Origin of the sequence: Stenotrophomonas sp. SMYL11 (genome assembly GCF_036320005.1) — a bacterium.
In the GTDB taxonomy this organism is placed as follows: Bacteria; Pseudomonadota; Gammaproteobacteria; order Xanthomonadales; family Xanthomonadaceae; genus Stenotrophomonas; species Stenotrophomonas maltophilia_A.
In genome coordinates this window covers 573,418-591,467 of the sequence record NZ_JAWIRS010000001.1, presented here as the reverse complement: position 1 = coordinate 591,467, position 18,050 = coordinate 573,418, and the positions used below count along the sequence as shown (strand labels likewise).

The following is an 18,050-nucleotide window of genomic DNA, read 5'->3' as shown; positions in this document are numbered from 1 at the left end:
AGGGGCCGGCTTAGAGGCAGGCCCAGGCTTCCACTTCCTCGACGAAGTGGTGCACGTCCAGGTAGCGGTTGTAGAGCGGCGTGGGCGAGATGCGGATCACGTCGGGCTCGCGCCAGTCGCCGAGCACACCGATGCCGCGCAGATGCTCAAACAGCGCACGGCCGCGCTCGCGACCACCGATCACGCGCAATGACAGCTGGCAGCCACGGCGCTGCGGCTCGGCCGGGGTGATGATGTCGAGCACGCCGGACAGGCGCGCACGGACCAGTGCTTCGAGCATGCCGGTCAGTGCCAGCGACTTGCTGCGCAGCGCCTCCATGCCGGCGCGCTCGAACAGGTCCAGCGAGGCGCGCAGCGGCGCCAGGCCGAGGATTGGCGGATTGCTCAGCTGCCAGCCTTCGGCACCGATGGCCGGCGTGAACTGCGGTGCCATCTGGAAGCGGGTGGATTCCTCATGGCCCCACCAGCCGGCAAAGCGCGGCAGGGTGGTGTCGCGGTGATGGCGCTCATGCACGAACGCGCCGGCCACCGCGCCCGGGCCGCTGTTGAGGTACTTGTAGTGACACCACACGGCGAAGTCGGGTGCGACGTCATGCAGGCGCAGCGGCAGGTTGCCGACCGAGTGCGCCAGGTCGAAGCCGATACGCGCGCCCTGCAGGCGGGCGGCGCAGGTGATCGCATCCAGGTCGAAGGCCTGGCCGGTGCGGTACTGCACGCCGGGCCACAGCACCAGCGCCAGGCGCGGGCCGTATTCGGCGATGGCATGCTCGATCGCGGTCAGTGAAATCGTGCCGTTGGCTTCGTCCGGCTGCACTTCCACCAGGCACTCGGCCGGGTCGAAGCCATGGAAGCGGATCTGTGCTTCCACCGCGTGGCGGTCGGTCGGGAATGCGCCGGCTTCCATCAGGATCACCGGACGCTCGGCCGTCGGCCGGTAGAAGCTGACCATCATCAGGTGCAGGTTCACGCTCAGCGTGTTCATTGCAACCACCTCGCTGGGCAGCGCACCGACCACGCGGGCCAGCTGCGCGCTCACCAGGCGGTGGTAGGACAGCCACTGCGTCGGGCCGGTGAAGTGGCCTTCCACCGCCAGCTCGCCCCACTGCTTCATCACTTCCTGTACGGCCGCCTGTGCGCCACGCGGCTGCAGGCCCAGCGAGTTGCCGACGAAGTAGGTCTGCTCGCCGCCGCCATGGCGCGGAATCAGGAATTCATTGCGCAGCGGGCGCAGTGGATCGGCGGCGTCCAAGGCAATGGCGTGGGTGCGGCTGAGCAGGTCGGACATGGTCGGGCAACAGGCTGCAACGGGACCGCCAGTGTAGCGCCTGGGCCAGGGCCCGGTAGCAGCCGACCCGGCACCAGTGCCGCATGATCCGGTTGTCGCCAACCTTGGTTGGCGCACGTACAAGCAAGCGCACACCAAGGTGGGCGTCTACCAGAGCGGAGGCGAGCAAGCGCCCACCGAGGTGGGGAACTACCGTTCGATGGTTCAGCCTGCCGCTGGCGCCGGCAGCGGGTCCATGTGCCCGCACTCGCTGCAGGTACGCAGTTCCAAGCTGGCGTGATAGCGCGCGAACACCTTGGGCAGGTCGGTTTCGATGTTCTGCAGCGGGAAGAACTCTTCGTGCAGCTTGTGGTTGCAGCGCTCGCAGTGCCAGATCACGCCGTCCATCTCGTGCGGCAGGCGCTTGCGCTCGACCACCAGACCGATACCACCGGGTGGGCGCCGTGGCGAGTGCGGCACCTTTGCCGGCAGCAGGAAGATCTCGCCGGCGCGGATCGGAATGTCGCGCACTGCGCCGTCTTCCTGTACCTTCAGCACCATCTCGCCTTCGAGCTGGTAGAACCACTCGGGGCCTTCGTCGTAGTGGTAGTCGGTACGCGAGTTTGGCCCGCCCACCACCATCACGATGAAGTCGCCGTTGTCGATCATCTTGTTGCCCACCGGCGGCTTCAGCAGGTGGCGGTTTTCTTCGATCCAGGCGTGCAGGTTGATCGGCGAAGCGAGCATGGTGGTCATCCGTAAGGGATCAGTCGCGCTTGCCCTTGCGCGGGACGTAGGACAGGGCCTTTTCATAGGCGGGCTGCAGCTCTTCCTGCGAACCGACGTCGATGCCCATCTCGCGCACGCGTCCGTCCTTCAGGCTGTAGACCCAGCCGTGCACCATCAGCTTCTGGCCGCGGGCCCAGGCGTCCTGCACGATGGTCGAGCGGCACAGATTGGCCACCTGCTCGATCACGTTCAGTTCGCACAGGCGCGCGTGCTTGAGCTCGTCGGTCTCGATCGCATCGAGGATGCCGGTGTGCTTCTGCATCACGTCACCGACGTGGCGCAGCCAGTTGTCGGCCAGGCCGACGCGCGTGTTGTGCAGGCAGGCATGCACGCCGCCGCAGCCGTAGTGGCCGACGATCAGGATGTGCTTCACCTTCAGCTGGTCCACCGCGTACTGCACCACGCTCAGGCAGTTCAGATCGGTGTGCGCGACCACGTTGGCGACGTTGCGGTGCACGAACACTTCACCCGGGGCCATGCCGATGATCTGGTTGGCCGGCACACGCGAATCGGAACAGCCGATCCACAGGTATTCGGGGTGCTGCTGCTTGGCCAGCTGGTGGAAGAACTCGGGGTCTTCCTTCTCGATGCGGTCGGCCCAGTCGCGGTTGTTCTGCAGCAGTTTGTGGATGTCTTTCATGTATGGGTCCCTGGCGTCGGGTGGGGGCGCGCCGCAACCATCCGGCTGCGGCGCTGCGTGAATCTGGGGCGTTCAGTCGCTGCGGGCGGCCTGTTCGCGGTGCCAGCGCATCCACTGCGCCAACTCGGTGGAAGCAGGGGTGCCCAGCTGTTCCAGTTCGGCGATCACCGCGCGCTGGTTCGCATCGGGATGGTTCTGGCTCAGCTTGAGCTTCAGCTGCACCTGTTCGACCTGGAAACGGAAGCCGACGATGGCGCGCAGCTCCGGGCCATGTTCGGCGCGCGAGGCATCGAACTGCCAGGCCTGGCCGACGCTGGCTTCGAAACGGTCGCTGATCGTACCCACCAGGTCGGCCAGTGCATCGGTATCGTCGAAGGTGTGCAGGCGTCCACGCAGTTCGGCGGTGGCGTAGTTCCAGGTCGGTACCCGCGCCGCGGGTTCCTTGTCCGGATACCAGCTGGCCGAGACATAGCCGTGCGGGCCGTCGACCAGTACCTTGGCCGCGCCGTTGTGGCGCGACTGCGGGTTGGCGCGGGCCCAGTGGCCGCGCAGTTCGATCTGTTCGCCGTCACGCCGGTACAGCACCGGCATCCGGGCCAGCTCCGGCAGGCCATCGCTGCCGGGCGTGAGCACGGTAACGAACGGGTCGCGTGCCAGCAGGCGGTCCAGCCAGAGCAGGTCGGTCTCGGCGAAGGCGCGCGGGGTGAACATGCAGGGGTCAGGCGCGCCCGCCCAGCGACTGGATCATGCGGCCGCGCAGGCCCTCATCGCTGTCGGCCTGCGGCGGCTGCACTTCGTGCAGGCTGAAGCCGCGCACCAGCGCGTCTTCCTCGTCCAGGCCGTCGTACTCGACGAATTCGGCGTCGAACAGCTGCGAACGCGCGGTGTCTTCGCTGTCATAGCTCAGCGTGTTGCCATCGCTGTCGAGCACTTCGGCGGTGCCGGCCGGACGCACGCGCAGGCGCGCCCAGATCAGGGTGTTGCCGAGGCTGGCCAGCCACCAGCTGTCGCGCGAGGCGGTGATGTCATTCATGGATGTGTTACCAGAGCGAGGCCAGCCAGAGCAGGGCTGCCATGCCCAGTCCGGCCAGCAGGGTCAGCAGCGATACCCAGGCCGGCGTCGCCAGCCCGGACAGCGAGCGGTCCGGCTGCTGGCGATAGTCACGGCGCAGCAGCCAGGCCAAGGCATCGGGCTTGAGGAAGGCGCCGCTGCCGAAGCGCTCGGCGAGCGCCGGATGGCGGTCGCGTACATGCACCAGGGTCAGCGGCCAGAAGATCACGAAGGCACTGAACCCGGCCACTGCAACGCCGACGAAACAGAGGGCGAAGAACAGGGTCATGGGAGCGGTACCTCCGTGGTCGTGTAGGGCTTAGAAGTCCGCGCTGCCCGGGGCACGCGGGTAGGGGATCGCATCGCGGATGTTGGACAGCCCGCAGACGTACACCACCAGGCGTTCGAAGCCGAGGCCGAAGCCGGCGTGCGGCACCGAACCATAGCGGCGGAAGTCGCGATACCAGCTGTAGTGCTCACGATCCAGGCCGAACTGGGCCATGCGCGCGTCCAGCACGTCCAGGCGCTCTTCGCGCTGGCTGCCGCCAATGATCTCGCCGATGCCCGGGGCCAGCACGTCCATCGCGGCAACGGTCCTGCCGTCGTCGTTCAGGCGCATGTAGAAGGCCTTGATGTGCTCCGGATAGTTGGTCACCACCACCGGGCGGCCGACGTGTTCCTCGGTCAGCCAGCGCTCGTGCTCGGTCTGCAGGTCCAGGCCCCATTCCACCGGGAAGTCGAACTTCCTGCCGGACTTCTGCAGCAGGCTGACCGCATCGGTGTAGTCGATGCGCTCGAACGGCGCATTGATGAAGTCTTCCAGCTTGGTGATCGCGTTCTTGTCCACGCGCTCGGCGATGAAGGCCAGGTCGTCGCCGCGCTCGTTCAGCACCGCACGGAACAGGTACTTCAGGAACTCTTCGGCCAGGCGCGCGTCTTCGGCCAGGTCGGCGAAGGCGATTTCCGGCTCGATCATCCAGAACTCTGCCAGGTGGCGGGTGGTGTGGCTGTTCTCTGCGCGGAAGGTCGGGCCGAAGGTGTAGACCTTGCTCAGCGCCAGGCAGTAGGCCTCGACGTTCAGCTGGCCGGACACGGTCAGGAAGGTTTCCTTGCCGAAGAAGTCGCGGCTGAAATCGATCGCGCCCTTCTCGTCACGCGGCAGGTTCACCATGTCCAGGGTGGACACGCGGAACATCTGGCCGGCGCCTTCGGCGTCGGAGGTGGTGATGATCGGGGTGCTGATCCAGTTGAAGCCGTTCTCGTGGAAGAAACGGTGCACGGCCTGGGCCAGGCAGTTGCGGATGCGGGTGACCGCGCCGAACAGGTTGGTGCGCGGGCGCAGGTGCGCCACTTCGCGCAGGAACTCCGGCGACATCGGCTTGGGCTGGATCGGGTAGGTAAGCGGGTCTTCGACCCAGCCGACCACTTCCAGCGTGCTGGCCTGGATCTCGAACGACTGGCCCTTGCCCTGCGACTTCACCAGGGTGCCGGTGGCGATGACCGAGCAGCCGCTGGTCAGGCGCTTGATCTCGTCGAAGTTGGCCAGGCTGTCGCCGGCCACGACCTGGATCGGCGCGAAGCAGGAGCCGTCGCTCACATTCACGAAAGCCAGATTCGCTGAACCGCGCACCGTGCGCACCCATCCGCGTACCGTGACTTCGCCGCCTTCCGGGATCTTCCCGGCAAGCGCATGTTCAACGCTGACCACCGTCATGACTTGAATCCTCTGCTGATCGACTCGATCTGTGAACACGGGAGTTTACCGGTTGCAGCGTTCTGCTTGCGAGGCATTTTTCGTGGCAACGGCTCCTTATAATGTCCCCGTACCTATGGAGTAGCCCCATGGCCGTCAGCCTGACCCCCATTGCCTTCGAGCGCGTGCAGCGCTTTGTCGCCCAGACCCCCGGCGCGCTGGGCCTGCGTTTCGGCGTGACCAAGACCGGTTGCTCGGGCTGGGGTCACATCACCGACCTGGCCCGCGACGAGCGCGAGGGCGATACCGTGTTCGACCAGGACGGCGTGAAGATCTACGTCGATGCCAAGAGCCTGGCGCTGGTGGACGGCACCGTGATCGACTTCGGCAAGCACGGCCTGAGCGAAACGTTCACGTTCAGCAACCCGAACGCCACCGCCGAGTGTGGCTGCGGCGAAAGCTTCACCACCGACGCCGACAAGGCCTGACGGCCGGCTGCCGGGCATCGCCCTGCGCTGCCAAGGCGTGCTGTTGTAAGTGCCGACCTTGGTCGGCATGCTGGGCTCGGCAGGGAAGGGATCCACGGATGGAACGACCGGCTTTTATCTATCATCCCAACGCCTACGCCTTCTCCTTCGAAGAGGTCGACGGGGTCTGTGACTGCTGCGGGCAACCGCGGACGCTTCGTTACCGGGGACCGTTCTACACACCTCTGCGCCCCGATTACCTGTGCCCCTGGTGTATAGCCGATGGAAGGGCAGCGGCCAGTTACGAGGGTGAATTCACCGGCTGGAGCGATATCGAGGGGGTATCCCCGGATCCGGCCGATCCGCCGCCGACCATCGCCCGCGAGCTGCTGCTGGAGATCTGCGAGCGCACTCCGGGCTACTCGTCCTGGCAGCAATCGGTCTGGCTCAGCCATTGTGAGCGGCCCTGCGCCTTCCTCGGTTACGCCGGTAGCGAGGACCTCCAGCCCATCCTCGACGAGGTCCGGCCCGACGTGATCGAGGTCAACCCGCGCGACGCCGACTGGGTGCTGGAACACCTGAGCCGGGACGGGGAGATGATTGGCTGCCTGTTCCAGTGCCTGGAATGCGGCCAGCACCGCCTTCATGTGGATCTGGGGTAGCCCGGTTCAGGTTGCCCTGTGGCCCGCCGGTTGCCCGGCCACCCCATCTGCGCCATAATGCGCGGCTTCCTGCCTTCCTGGCGGGAATCCTTGCCCCACCGCGGTCTCAACGGCGGGGGGCTGCCCGGCCGCGAGGCCACATCCGAAAGGTAGAAAAAACATGAGTCGTCATTACGAAATCGTGTTCATGGTCCACCCGGACCAGAGCGAGCAGGTCCCGGCCATGATCGAGCGCTACAAGTCGCTGGTCGAGAACGGCAACGGCACCATCCACCGTCTGGAAGACTGGGGCCGCCGCCAGCTGGCGTACCCGATCCAGAACCTGGTGAAGGCCCACTACGTGCTGATGAACATCGAAGCCGACCAGGCCGTTCTGAACGAACTGACCGAGAGCTTCCGCTTCAACGACGCCGTGCTGCGCAACCTGGTCATCAAGCGTGACGAGGCTGACACCGAGCAGTCGCTGATCATGAAGAGCAAGGACGAGAAGGGTGACAAGCCGGAGCGCGGTGAGCGCCGTCGTCGTGACGACGAAGAAGGCGAGTCCAACACCACCGCTGACAACGAAGCCGGCGACGACGCCGCTTCCGCCGCCTAAGGAGCCTTCCCATGTCCAAGTTCTTCCGTCGCCGCAAGTTCTGCAAGTTCACTGCTGAAGGTGTGAAGGAGATCGACTACAAGGATCTCAACACCCTGCGCCAGTACCTGACCGAGAACGGCAAGATCGTGCCGAGCCGCGTCACCGGTACCAAGTCGAAGTACCAGCGTCAGCTGGCGACCGCCGTCAAGCGCGCTCGCTTCCTGGCCCTGATCCCGTACACCGACAACCACGACGTCTGATGCCCGGCGGGGCGGCCCGGTGCCGCCCCCGCTGTGCCAGCTATTCGGACAGCCTTTGTTGCGGGGCATCGCGCCTCGCTAACGAATAACTCATCTGGAGCAATACCATGCAGCTGATCCTCCTGCAGAAAGTCACCAACCTCGGCAACCTGGGCGACCTGGTCGACGTGAAGCCGGGCTACGGCCGTAACTTCCTCGTGCCGCAGGGCAAGGCCGTTCCGGCCACCGAGAGCAACAAGGCCGAGTTCGAAGCCAAGCGCGCTGAGTACGAAGCCAAGGCCCAGGCCATCCACGCCGATGCAGACGCCCGCAAGGCCAAGCTGGACGGCGCGAGCGTGACCATCCCGGCCAACGCTTCGACCGAAGGCAAGCTGTACGGCTCGGTCGGCGCCCGCGAAATCGCCGATGCCTTCACCGCCGCCGGCCTGCCGGTCAGCAAGAGCGAAGTCATCCTGGGCGAAGGCGCCTTCCGCAACATCGGCGAATACGACGTGCTGATCCACCTGCACGCCGACGTCGAGACCACCGTCAAGGTCGTCGTCGTCGCCGAAGCCTGATCCCACGCCGCAAGGCCTGGAATCACCGCACAACGGGCGCCCGCAAGGGTGCCCGTTTTGTTTTATGGCTCCGTTTCGTGGTGTCGGGCCACGTCTGGCCGATGGGGTGGGGCTGGACAATGTTCCACGCCCATTCGTAGAACACGGCCACATCGGTATACTCAGGGCGTCACACCCGTTCCACGGGCATCGATCCCAGCAGGATCAATGACTTGGAGGGTAAACGCAGGCCGCTTGCCGGCCCCAGTCCGGAACCCCTATGCGTCTTTCCACGATCAAGCTGTCCGGCTTCAAGTCGTTCGTCGATCCGACCACCCTGCACCTGCCGACCAACATGACCGGCGTGGTGGGCCCCAATGGCTGCGGCAAGTCGAACATCATCGACGCCGTGCGCTGGGTCATGGGCGAGAGTTCGGCCAGCCGTCTGCGTGGCGACTCGCTGACCGACGTGATCTTCTCCGGGTCCAATGCCCGCAAGCCGGTCTCGCAGGCCACCGTCGAGCTGATCTTCGACAATTCGGACCACACGATCTCGGGCGAGTACGCCTCGTTCAACGAAATCTCGGTCAAGCGCACGGTCAGCCGCGACGGCACCAGCAACTATTACCTCAACGGCACCAAGTGCCGCCGCCGCGACATCACCGACCTGTTCCTCGGCACCGGCCTGGGCCCGCGCAGCTACTCGATCATCGAGCAGGGCATGATCAGCCAGATCATCGAGGCGCGCCCGGAAGACCTGCGCGTGTACCTGGAAGAGGCGGCCGGCATCTCCAAGTACAAGGAGCGCCGCAAGGAAACCGAGACCCGCATCCGCCACACCCGCGAGAACCTGGACCGGCTGGGCGATCTGCGTGACGAGATCAGCAAGCAGCTCGAACACCTCAAGCGCCAGGCCAGGCAGGCCGAGCAGTACCAGGCGCTGCAGGAAGAGCGCAGGGTCAAGGATGCCGAGTGGAAGGCCCTGGAATTCCGCGGATTGGACGGTCGTCTGTCCAAGCTGCGCGAGGGGCTGTCTCAGGAAGAAACCAAGCTGCAGCAGCTGATCGCCGACCAGCGTGACGCCGAGGCCCGCATCGAGACCTCGCGCGTGCGCCGCGAAGAGGCCGCCGATGCGCTGAACACTGCGCAGGCTGCGGTCTACCAGGTCGGCAGCACCCTGGCCCGCCTGGAGCAGCAGATCCAGCACCAGCGCGAGCTGTCCCAGCGCCTGCACAAGGCACGCGACGAAACCCAGCAGGCCCTGGCCGAACTGGGGCAGCACATCAGTGGCGACGAGGCCAAGCTGAGGGTGCTGCGTGAGGCGGTAGAGGCTGCCACCCCGCAACTGGAAGAACTGCAGGAAGAAAACGAGATAAAGCAGGAAAGCCTGCGTGAGGCTGAAGACCGGCTGGCCAGCTGGCAGCAGCGCTGGGAACAGCACACCTCGCAGAGTTCGGAGGCCTCGCGCGCCGGTGATGTCGAGCGCACGCGCGTGGACTACCTGGACAAGCAGATCCTCGATGCCGACCGGCGTCGTGAAGCCCTGGCCGCCGAGCGCGCCGGGCTGGACGTGGATGCGCTGGAAGAAGCCTTCGAGCAGCTGCACCTGCAGCACGACACGCAGAAGACTGCGCTGGATGAATTGAGCGAAGACGTCGAGCTGCGCAAGCAAAGCGTGGCGGCGGTGCAGGAACAGCAGCGCAATGGCCAGAACGAACTGGCCGAACTGCGCAAGCAGGCCAACGGCCTGCGCGGTCGCCTGGCCTCGCTGGAAACCCTGCAGCAGGCCGCGCTGGGCCAGGAGCAGGGCGCTGCCGTGGCGTGGCTGAAGGCGCGTGGGCTGGATTCGGCGGCGCGTGTCGGCGAACGCCTGGACGTGGATGCCGGCTGGGAAAACGCGGTGGAAAGCGCGCTCGGCCAGTTGATCGAAGGCGTGCTGGTTGATGATCCGGCCAGCCTGGTCGATGCGCTCGGCGGACTTGGCGAGGGCCACATCGCACTGGTCGCCAACGATGGCGCGGACCTGAAGGTCGCGCCGACCTCGCTGGCGGCACGCGTGCGTGGCCCGGCAGCGATCCGTCGCCTGCTGGCACACCTGCACGCAGCCAAGGACCTGTCCGAGGCGAAGATGTTGCAGGGCAGTCTTCCGGAAGGCGATTCGATCATCACCCAGAGTGGTGAGCGCCTGGGCCAGGGCTGGCTGCGCGTATCGCGCTCCGGTGCGGCCCAGCAGGGAGCGCTGCTGCGCGAACGTGAGATCAACGAACTGCGTGAGCAGATCGAGCAACTGCAGGACCGCGAGGCCGAGCTGGAAGAACAGCTGAGTGGTTTCCGTGAGCAGCTGCACGCCGCCGAGCAGCAGCGCGAAGACGCACAGCGTGCGCTGTACCAGGCCCATCGTGCGGTCTCCGAGCTGGCGGGCCAGCTGCAGGGCCAGCAGGGCAAGGTGGAAGCGGCGCGAACCCGCATCGACCGCATCGAAGGCGAATTGAAGCAGTTGCAGGAAACGCTGGAAGCCAACAACGAGCAGGCACGTGAAGCGCGCTCGCGGTTGGAGAACGCGGTCAGCAGCATGGGCGACCTGGAATCGACCCGGCAGCGGCTGGAAGGCGAGCGCCGCCAGCTGACCGAGGCCCGCGACCTGGCCAGAGACGCCGCACGTGCGGTGCGCGAGCGCTCGCATTCGCTGGCGCTGACCCTGGAATCGCAGCGGGCGCAGCTGGCTTCACTGAGCCAGGCGCTGGAACGCATGGGTACCCAGCGCGGGCAGCTGGATTCGCGACTGGGCGAACTGCACTCACAGCTGGATGAAGGTGATTCGCCGGTCGAGTCGCTGCAGGCCGAGCACCAGAATGCACTGGAAGAGCGTGTGCGGGCCGATCGCGTACTGACCGAGGCGCGCACGCTGCTGGACGGCATCGACGCCGAGCTGCGCAATTGCGAACAGACCCGCCACCAGCGCGACGAACAGGCGCTGGCCCAGCGCGAGCGTATCTCGCAGCGCAAGCTGGACCAGCAGGCGCTGGTGCTCAGCGCGGACACCCTGCAGGGCGCGGTGGAGAAGGCCGGGTTCGTACTGCAGGACGTGCTCAATGCACTGCCCGAGGACGCCCGCCTGGGTGACTGGGAGCAGGCCGTGCACCAGATCGATGGCCGCATGCGCCGGCTGGAGCCGGTCAACCTGGCCGCCATCCACGAGTACGGCGAGGCTTCGCAGCGCTCGGATTACCTGGATTCGCAACACACCGACCTGACCACGGCGCTGGAAACCCTGGAAGATGCGATCCGCAAGATCGACCGCGAGACCCGCGGTCGTTTCAAGGACACCTTCGATCGTGTCAACGCTGGCGTGCAGGCGCTGTACCCGCGCCTGTTCGGTGGCGGCCACGCTTACCTGGAACTGACCGGTGAAGACCTGCTCGACACCGGTGTGACCATCATGGCGCGTCCGCCGGGCAAGCGCGTGTCCAGCATCTCGCTGCTGTCCGGCGGCGAGAAGGCGATGACCGCGGTGGCGCTGGTGTTCGCCATCTTCCAGCTGAACCCCGCGCCGTTCTGCCTGCTGGACGAGGTGGACGCGCCGCTGGACGAAGCCAACGTCGGCCGCCTGGCCAACATGGTCAAGGAAATGAGCGAAAAGGTGCAGTTCCTGTTCGTCAGCCACAACAAAGCGACGATGGAGGCCGCGCACCAGCTGTCGGGCGTGACCATGCGCGAGCCGGGTGTCAGCCGCCTGGTCAGCGTGGACCTGGAAGAAGCCGCGCGATTGGCGGGCGCGGCCTGACGTGCCATCCTAGTTACCTGAATGAACTAGCCGGAGAACCTATCGAATGTCCGACACGGCACTGTTGCGCATCGGCATCCTGGCCGCCGGCCTGCTGTTGATCGCCGCGATCTTCCTGTTTGGCCGTCCGAAAAAGAAGCCCCAGGGGCGCCGCGTGGAAGGCGCGGAACCGACCAGCGGCGAGCGCCGCGAGCCGGTACTGGGCGAAGACGGCGTCGTCGTGGCCGATGGCCGCGTCGAACCGGGCATGGGCACGGAAGGCGAGCAGGCCGAACTCGGTCTGGGCGAAACCGACCCGGGCGCCAGTGATCTCGGCAAGCGCGCCACCCAGGATTTCGACAAGATCGTCTCCTTGTTCGTGGCTGCCCGCGCCGGCGAACAGCTGCGCGGCGAAGACATCGTGGTGGCGGCCGAGAAGACCGGCCTGGTGTTCGGCCACATGAACGTCTTCCACCGTCTGGTGGAAGGCCATCCCGAGCGCGGCCCGATCTTCTCGATGGCCAGCATCATGAAGCCGGGCAGCTTCGACATGGCCAACATCCGTGCCATGGAAACCCCGGCCATCGCCTTCTTCCTGACCCTGCCGGCGCCGCTGACCGCACTGGACGCCTGGGAGAAGATGCTGCCGACCGTGCAGCGCATGGCTGAACTGCTGGATGGCGTGGTGCTGGATGACAGCCGCAATGCCCTGGGCCGCCAGCGCATCGCACATATCCGTGACGAGCTGCGCGCCTACGACCGCCAGCACCAGGCTCCGCCGCTGACCAAGACCCCGCGCTGGTAAGCGCCCTGGTGTGCCGACCAACGGTCGGCACCCACAACAGTAGATCCACGCCATGCGTGGATGGGGGCGAACCAAGGTTCGCCCCCACCAACAGGGTCAGGCCGGCACGCCGGCCACCTTCGCGAACGCGCGGCGGAACGCCGCCATTTCCTCTTCGGTGCCGACGGTCACGCGCACGCGCTGTGGCCAGATCGGCCAGCTGCGTCCGATCACCACGCCGTTGTCCGCCATCGCCTTGGCGAACGCGCTGCCATCGCGTTGTACGTCGACCACGAAGCAGTTCGCTTCCGACGGCAGGCAGCTGAAACCACGCTTGCCCAGCCATGCGATGGTGGCCTGGCGCACCTTGGAATTCTGCAGGCGGCGCTGCGGAATCAACTGCGGATCGCGCAGGCTGGCCAGTGCCGCCGCCAGCGCCGGAACCGGCAGCGGGTTGTCGCCCAGGCTGGCCAGTTCGCGCAGACGGTCGGGATGTGCGGCCGCCACGCCCAGGCGCAGGCCGGCCATGCCATAAAGCTTGGAGAACGTGCGCAGCACGATCAGGTCATCGCGCTGCGTCACCTGCGCGATCAGGCTCGGCTGCTCGCTGTACTGCAGGTAGGCCTCGTCCAGCAGCACGCGGGTGGAAGCGGGCTTGTGCGCCAGCAGCCAGGCGAGCTCATCCGGCGGGCTGATCGAACCGGTCGGGTTGTTGGGGTTGCACACATACAGCAGCCCGGTCGGGCGTGCGTGTGCGGCGGCGACCATCGCACGCAGGTCGTGTGCACCGTTCTCGCGCAGCGGCACTTTCTGCACGTGTGCACCATGTGCGGCAGCGACCTCGCCCAGCGTCTCGAAGGTCGGGTCGGCCACTACCAGTCCTGCCTGCGGGCCGGTCCATAGCACGGCGGCGCGGTTCAGCGGTTCGCTGGAACCCGGATACAGCCGCACGTGATCGGCCGGAATGCGCGCCTGTTCGATGAAGGCGTCGCGCACCTGACCGGCCAGCGCGAAACGGTAGCGACCGCAACCGGCGATGCTGTCGCGCGCGGCTTGCTGGGCAGCGGGCGAGGGGCCGTACGGGCATTCGTTGAAATTCAGCAGTACTGAGCCCTCGGCAGGGGGCGCGGTGACGGCGGCCGCGGGTTGGGTCTGGCCGAGCTGCGGCAGCCCGGTGCCGGCGACGGCGAGGCCGGCACCGGCCAGTTGCAGGAAGCGTCGACGGGAAGCGGGCAGGGTCACGGGCAGGATTCCAAGGGGCAACCATCGCACGCTAGCGCTGGTCGGGGTGGGCGGCAAGCTGCTTTTGTAGAGTCGAGCCGTGCTCGACTACAGACGTGCCAACCAAGGTTGGCACCTACCGGAGCGGGGGAGCAGGTTGGCACCTACCGGAGCGGGGGAGCAGGTTGGCACCTACGAGCGGGGGAGCGATTGGCGCCTGCCAGAGCGGAGGGCGCCAGTCGAGCAAGCTCCACGCTACAAAGGCGGGGCCGTTACCGGGCCTGACAGCCGGGCGCGGTAGAATCCCCGGCCATCCCAGAACCACCGGATCCCGATGAGCCCCAGCCCCGCCGAACGCGCCGAAGATCTTCGCCGGCAGATCGCCCAGGCCAACCGCGCCTACCATGAGCTGGACGCGCCGGAGATCCCCGACGTCGACTACGATCGGATGGTGCGCGAGCTGGAAGCGCTGGAGCGCGAGCATCCGGAGCTGGCCCGTGCCGACAGTCCGACCCAGCAGGTCGGTGCGCGCCCGTCCGGCCGCTTTCCGGAAGTGCGCCATGCGGTGCCGATGCTGTCGCTGTCCAATGCCTTCAGCGACGAGGAAGTGGCGGATTTTGTGCGCCGCATCGATGAGCGCCTGGGCCGCCGCAGCCTGCGGTTCTCGGCCGAGCCGAAGATGGACGGCCTGGCAATCAGCCTGCGCTATGAGGACGGTCATTTCGTGCTCGGCGCGACCCGTGGCGATGGCAGTACCGGCGAGGACGTGACCGCCAACCTGCGCGAGATCGGTGACATTCCCAAGCGCCTGCACGGCAAGGACTGGCCGGATGTGCTGGAGGTGCGTGGCGAGGTCTACATGGCCCGCGCCGACTTCGAGGCCTACAACGAACGTGCGCGCCTGCAGGGCGGCAAGGTGCTGGCCAATCCGCGCAACGCGGCGGCTGGTTCGCTGCGCCAGCTCGATCCGAAGATCAGTGCGCAGCGCAGGCTGAGTTTCTTCGCCTACGGCATCGGCGAGGTGCAGGGCGGCGAGCTGCCAGACACCCATTCGGGCACGCTGGCCCAGCTCGGTGCCTGGGGCTTCCCGGTCAGTGAGCTGTGCAAGGTGGTGGAAGGCACCGACGGCCTGCTCGGCTACTACCGCGATATCGGTGAGCGCCGCGATGGCCTGCCGTTCGATATCGATGGCGTGGTCTACAAGCTGGATGACCGCGCCGGCCAGCAGGCCATGGGCTTCGTCTCCCGTGCGCCGCGCTGGGCCATCGCGCACAAGTTCCCCGCGCAGGAACAGAGCACTACGGTAGAGGCGATCGAGATCCAGATCGGCCGCACTGGTGCCGCCACACCGGTCGCGCGGCTGGCGCCGGTGGCGGTGGCCGGGGTGATCGTGTCCAACGCCACCCTGCACAACGCTGACCAGATTGCGCGCCTCGATGTGCGCGTCGGTGACAGCGTGATCGTGCGCCGCGCCGGTGATGTGATTCCGGAAGTGGTCAGCGTCATCCTTGATCGCCGCCCGCCGGGCACCACGCCGTGGCAGATGCCGACGCGCTGCCCGGTGTGCGGCTCGGAAATCGTGCGCGAGGAAGGTGCGGCGGCGTGGCGCTGCTCGGGCGAACTGTCCTGCCCGGCGCAGCGCAAGGAAGCCATCGCCCACTTCGCTTCGCGTCGTGCAATGGATATCGACGGCCTCGGCGACAAGTACATTGAAACCCTGGTCGACGCTGGCATCGTCAGGAGCGTGGCTGATCTGTATCGCCTCAGCCGCGACCAGCTGCTGCACCTGAAGCTGGTGCTGGACGCCGAGGACCCTTCCGCACTGGCCGCCGCGTTGAAGCTGCACCTGCCCGCCGCAGGCAGTGGTGCGGTGCTCAATGCGGTGCTCAAGCTGGATGGCAACGCTCCGGGCTGGCGCGCACAGGCGCTGGCGCAGCCGGCCAGCTTCGAATGGAACACGAAGAAGATCGCCACCAAGTGGGCCGACAACCTGATCGCGGCGATCGACGCCAGCCGTGCGGCCACGCTGGAGCGCCTGCTGTTCGCGCTTGGCATCGAGCACGTGGGCGAGAGCACGGCCAAGGCGCTGGCGCAGTGGTTCGGTGACCTGGAGCTGATCCGCCACCTGCCGTGGCCGCTGTTCAAGCGTGTGCCGGACATCGGCGGCGAAGTGGCGCGTTCGCTGGGTCATTTCTTCGAGCAGCAGGGCAACCAGCAGGCCATCGATGACCTGCTGCAGGTCGGTCAGGTGCGCATCAGCGATGTGCATGCGCCCAGTGCCAAGCTGCGCGAAGGGCTGGATCTGGCGCAGCTGCTGGTCGAATCGGAAATCCCGGGGATCACCCGCCTGCGTGCGGAGAAGCTGGTGGCTGCGTTGCCGGGCGCTCAGGCGGTGCTGGATGCCGAGCATGGCCAGTTCGTCAACGCCGGCCTGCCCGATGACACTGCACGCGGCCTGGCTGCGTGGCTCGATGCAGATGGCCATGGCGCGATGTTGCTGGCGGCCGAGAAGGCGATGCAGCAGATCCTGGCCAAGGCGCCGGCGCTGGCCGAGATCGTGGCCGGCCCATTGGACGGGCAGACCGTGGTGCTGACCGGCACCCTGGCCCAGCTCACCCGCGATGCCGCCAAGGAGCGCCTGGAGGCACTGGGTGCCAAGGTCTCCGGCAGCGTGTCGAAGAAGACCAGCTTCGTGGTCGCTGGCACCGAAGCCGGTTCCAAGCTGGACAAGGCGCAATCGCTGGGCGTGCCGGTGTGGGACGAAGACCGCCTGCTGGCCTTCCTTGCCGAACACGAATGATGACCCCGCCGGGTGCCCCGCGTCCGGCATGAAAGACAAAGGAACACCGATGCAGACCGCTCCGCTGGATTTCCGCCTGGCCACCCGTGCCGACGAAGAACTGTTGATCGCGTTGATGCGAGAGTTCTATGCCGAAGACAAGATCGACTTCGACGACGCGCGCGTGCGTCGCGGCGTGGATGCGCTGCTGGCCGATCCGCGCAATGGCGAGGTGCTGCTGTGGCTGGACGAGGCCGCCGAGGTGGTTGGCTACGCAGTGATCGCGATGGGTTTCAGCCTGGAGCAGGGCGGCCACTTCATGCTGCTGGACGAGCTGTACCTGAGCCACCGCGCGCGCGGCCGCGGCCGCGGCAAGCAGGCGCTGGCCATCTGCGAACAGCGCGCTCGCGGGCGTGGCGTCAGCCGCCTGCGGCTGGAAGTGAACCACCACAACGAACTGGCCCGACGCCTGTACCTGGCCAGTGGCTACATCGATGACACCCGCGATCTGCTGACCCTACCGCTGGATCATCCGCGCCCGGAGGGCATCCTGTGAGCGAGGCCCTGCTGCGCGCGCTGCAGCAGCGTGCCGCGCTCAATGCGTTGGTGCGCCGCTTCTTCGCCGATCGCGATGTGCTGGAGGTGGAGACGCCGATCCTGTCGGTGGCCGGCAACACCGAGCCGAACATCGACAGCTTCCACACCGATTTCACCGGCCATGTCGATGCCGGTGGCCGCCGCCGCTGGCTGCGCACCTCGCCGGAGTATCCGCTCAAGCGACTGCTGGCGGCGGGCGTGGGCGACTGCTACGAGCTGGGCCGGGTGTTCCGTAACGGCGAGGCGGGCGGCCGCCACAATCCGGAATTCACCATGCTGGAGTGGTACCGGGTCGGCTGGGACCACCACCGGCTGGTGCAGGAAACCGCCGAGCTGGTCGGCCAGGCGCTGGCCCTGGTCGGGCGCAGTGCGACGCTGCGTGTGCTCAGTTACCGCGAGCTGTTCCAGCAGTACGTGGGTGTGGATCCGTTCGATGCCGATGAGGCCGCGCTGCGTGCCGCGCTGGGCGAGGTACATATCGACCCGGTCGGGCTGACCCGCGATGACTGGCTGGATCTGCTGATGACCCATCATATCCAGCCGCATTTCGATGACGCAGTGATGACCGTGGTCCACGATTGGCCCGCCAGCCAGGCCGCACTGGCGCGCATTCGAGCCGGCACGCCGCCGCTGGCCGAGCGTTTCGAGCTTTATCTGGGGGCCGTGGAACTGGCCAACGGCTATCACGAACTGAACGACGCGCACGAACAGCGTGCGCGATTCCAGCGTGACCTGCAGCGCCGCCATGAGCGGGGCCAGGTGCAACCGTCGGTGGATGAGGCGCTGCTGTCGGCGTTGCCGTCGATGCCTGCCTGCGCTGGCGTGGCGGTGGGTGTCGATCGGTTGTTGATGGCGATGAGCCGCACGCCGCGTATTGCCGATGTGCTGGCCTACGACTTCGCCCACGCGTGAGCGCGGTGCGCACGTTCCTGAACATCGAAGACTGAACGGAATTCCGCGTTTC

18 protein-coding genes are annotated in these 18,050 nt (G+C 66.7%); 10 read left to right on the top strand and 8 right to left on the bottom strand.

Annotated elements, in window-relative coordinates; all coding sequences use genetic code 11:
- Positions 1-10: 10 nt before the first annotated feature.
- The 7 genes from kynU to asnS form a co-directional block, all read right to left on the bottom strand.
- Positions 11-1,285: a kynureninase gene (gene kynU / locus V3B46_RS02765; RefSeq protein WP_329891078.1), complete on the bottom strand. Its 1,275-nt coding sequence runs from the start codon at positions 1,283-1,285 to the stop codon at positions 11-13.
- Positions 1,286-1,489: 204 nt separating this feature from the next.
- Positions 1,490-2,011 carry a 3-hydroxyanthranilate 3,4-dioxygenase gene (locus V3B46_RS02760; protein WP_154352919.1) on the bottom strand — a complete coding sequence of 174 codons (522 nt, stop codon included), beginning with the start codon at positions 2,009-2,011 and terminating at the stop codon, positions 1,490-1,492.
- Between the two features lie 19 nt (positions 2,012-2,030).
- Positions 2,031-2,693 carry a carbonate dehydratase gene (gene can, locus V3B46_RS02755; RefSeq protein ID WP_014037740.1) on the bottom strand — a complete coding sequence of 221 codons (663 nt, stop codon included), beginning with the start codon at positions 2,691-2,693 and terminating at the stop codon, positions 2,031-2,033.
- A gap of 72 nt (positions 2,694-2,765) precedes the next feature.
- On the bottom strand, positions 2,766-3,404 hold the full coding sequence (locus V3B46_RS02750) for an FMN-binding negative transcriptional regulator (protein WP_329891077.1): 639 nt from the start codon (positions 3,402-3,404) through the stop codon (positions 2,766-2,768).
- Between the two features lie 7 nt (positions 3,405-3,411).
- Complete coding sequence (locus V3B46_RS02745) at positions 3,412-3,726, bottom strand: hypothetical protein (protein ID WP_006453002.1); 315 nt, start codon at positions 3,724-3,726, stop codon at positions 3,412-3,414.
- A gap of 7 nt (positions 3,727-3,733) precedes the next feature.
- Positions 3,734-4,033 carry a hypothetical protein gene (locus V3B46_RS02740; protein WP_005417403.1) on the bottom strand — a complete coding sequence of 100 codons (300 nt, stop codon included), beginning with the start codon at positions 4,031-4,033 and terminating at the stop codon, positions 3,734-3,736.
- 30 nt (positions 4,034-4,063) lie between these two features.
- Positions 4,064-5,458 (bottom strand): asparagine--tRNA ligase, encoded by a 1,395-nt coding sequence (asnS, locus tag V3B46_RS02735; protein ID WP_154352917.1) that lies wholly within the window; start codon positions 5,456-5,458, stop codon positions 4,064-4,066.
- A 128-nt stretch (positions 5,459-5,586) separates the two neighbouring features.
- Here asnS and V3B46_RS02730 point away from each other — a divergent pair, with 128 nt between their 5' ends.
- The 7 genes from V3B46_RS02730 to zipA all read left to right on the top strand — a co-directional run bounded on the left by V3B46_RS02730 (position 5,587) and on the right by zipA (position 12,510).
- On the top strand, positions 5,587-5,925 hold the full coding sequence (locus tag V3B46_RS02730; RefSeq protein WP_006376495.1) for a HesB/IscA family protein: 339 nt from the start codon (positions 5,587-5,589) through the stop codon (positions 5,923-5,925).
- 98 nt (positions 5,926-6,023) lie between these two features.
- The gene (locus V3B46_RS02725; RefSeq protein ID WP_329891076.1) at positions 6,024-6,566 is read left to right on the top strand and encodes a CbrC family protein; all 543 of its coding nucleotides are present in this window, start codon (positions 6,024-6,026) and stop codon (positions 6,564-6,566) included.
- A 160-nt stretch (positions 6,567-6,726) separates the two neighbouring features.
- The gene (gene rpsF, locus V3B46_RS02720; RefSeq protein WP_005417400.1) at positions 6,727-7,164 is read left to right on the top strand and encodes a 30S ribosomal protein S6; all 438 of its coding nucleotides are present in this window, start codon (positions 6,727-6,729) and stop codon (positions 7,162-7,164) included.
- A gap of 11 nt (positions 7,165-7,175) precedes the next feature.
- On the top strand, positions 7,176-7,406 hold the full coding sequence (rpsR, locus tag V3B46_RS02715) for a 30S ribosomal protein S18 (protein WP_002804494.1): 231 nt from the start codon (positions 7,176-7,178) through the stop codon (positions 7,404-7,406).
- Positions 7,407-7,513: 107 nt separating this feature from the next.
- Entirely contained in the window at positions 7,514-7,963 is a 450-nt protein-coding gene (gene rplI / locus V3B46_RS02710; RefSeq protein WP_014647660.1) for a 50S ribosomal protein L9, read from the top strand.
- 259 nt (positions 7,964-8,222) lie between these two features.
- Positions 8,223-11,726, top strand: a complete 3,504-nt coding sequence (smc, locus tag V3B46_RS02705) for a chromosome segregation protein SMC (RefSeq protein WP_329891075.1) — start codon at positions 8,223-8,225, stop codon at positions 11,724-11,726.
- A 46-nt stretch (positions 11,727-11,772) separates the two neighbouring features.
- Complete coding sequence (zipA, locus tag V3B46_RS02700; protein ID WP_329891074.1) at positions 11,773-12,510, top strand: cell division protein ZipA; 738 nt, start codon at positions 11,773-11,775, stop codon at positions 12,508-12,510.
- Between the two features lie 96 nt (positions 12,511-12,606).
- Here the strand turns inward: zipA and V3B46_RS02695 are convergent, their stop codons facing one another.
- Positions 12,607-13,731 carry a pyridoxal phosphate-dependent aminotransferase gene (locus V3B46_RS02695; protein WP_329891073.1) on the bottom strand — a complete coding sequence of 375 codons (1,125 nt, stop codon included), beginning with the start codon at positions 13,729-13,731 and terminating at the stop codon, positions 12,607-12,609.
- Positions 13,732-14,038: 307 nt separating this feature from the next.
- On the opposite strand from V3B46_RS02695, the gene ligA reads away from it, so the two are divergent.
- From ligA to epmA, 3 genes are read left to right on the top strand one after another with little or no spacing between them, the layout of a single operon-like run.
- Positions 14,039-16,510 (top strand): NAD-dependent DNA ligase LigA, encoded by a 2,472-nt coding sequence (gene ligA, locus V3B46_RS02690; protein WP_329891190.1) that lies wholly within the window; start codon positions 14,039-14,041, stop codon positions 16,508-16,510.
- A 49-nt stretch (positions 16,511-16,559) separates the two neighbouring features.
- On the top strand, positions 16,560-17,045 hold the full coding sequence (locus V3B46_RS02685; RefSeq protein WP_032127684.1) for a GNAT family N-acetyltransferase: 486 nt from the start codon (positions 16,560-16,562) through the stop codon (positions 17,043-17,045).
- Positions 17,042-17,998, top strand: coding sequence for an EF-P lysine aminoacylase EpmA (epmA, locus tag V3B46_RS02680; RefSeq protein ID WP_125892083.1), 957 nt, complete (start codon positions 17,042-17,044; stop codon positions 17,996-17,998). The genes V3B46_RS02685 and epmA overlap by 4 nt, the downstream gene beginning before the upstream one ends.
- Positions 17,999-18,050: the final 52 nt, after the last annotated feature.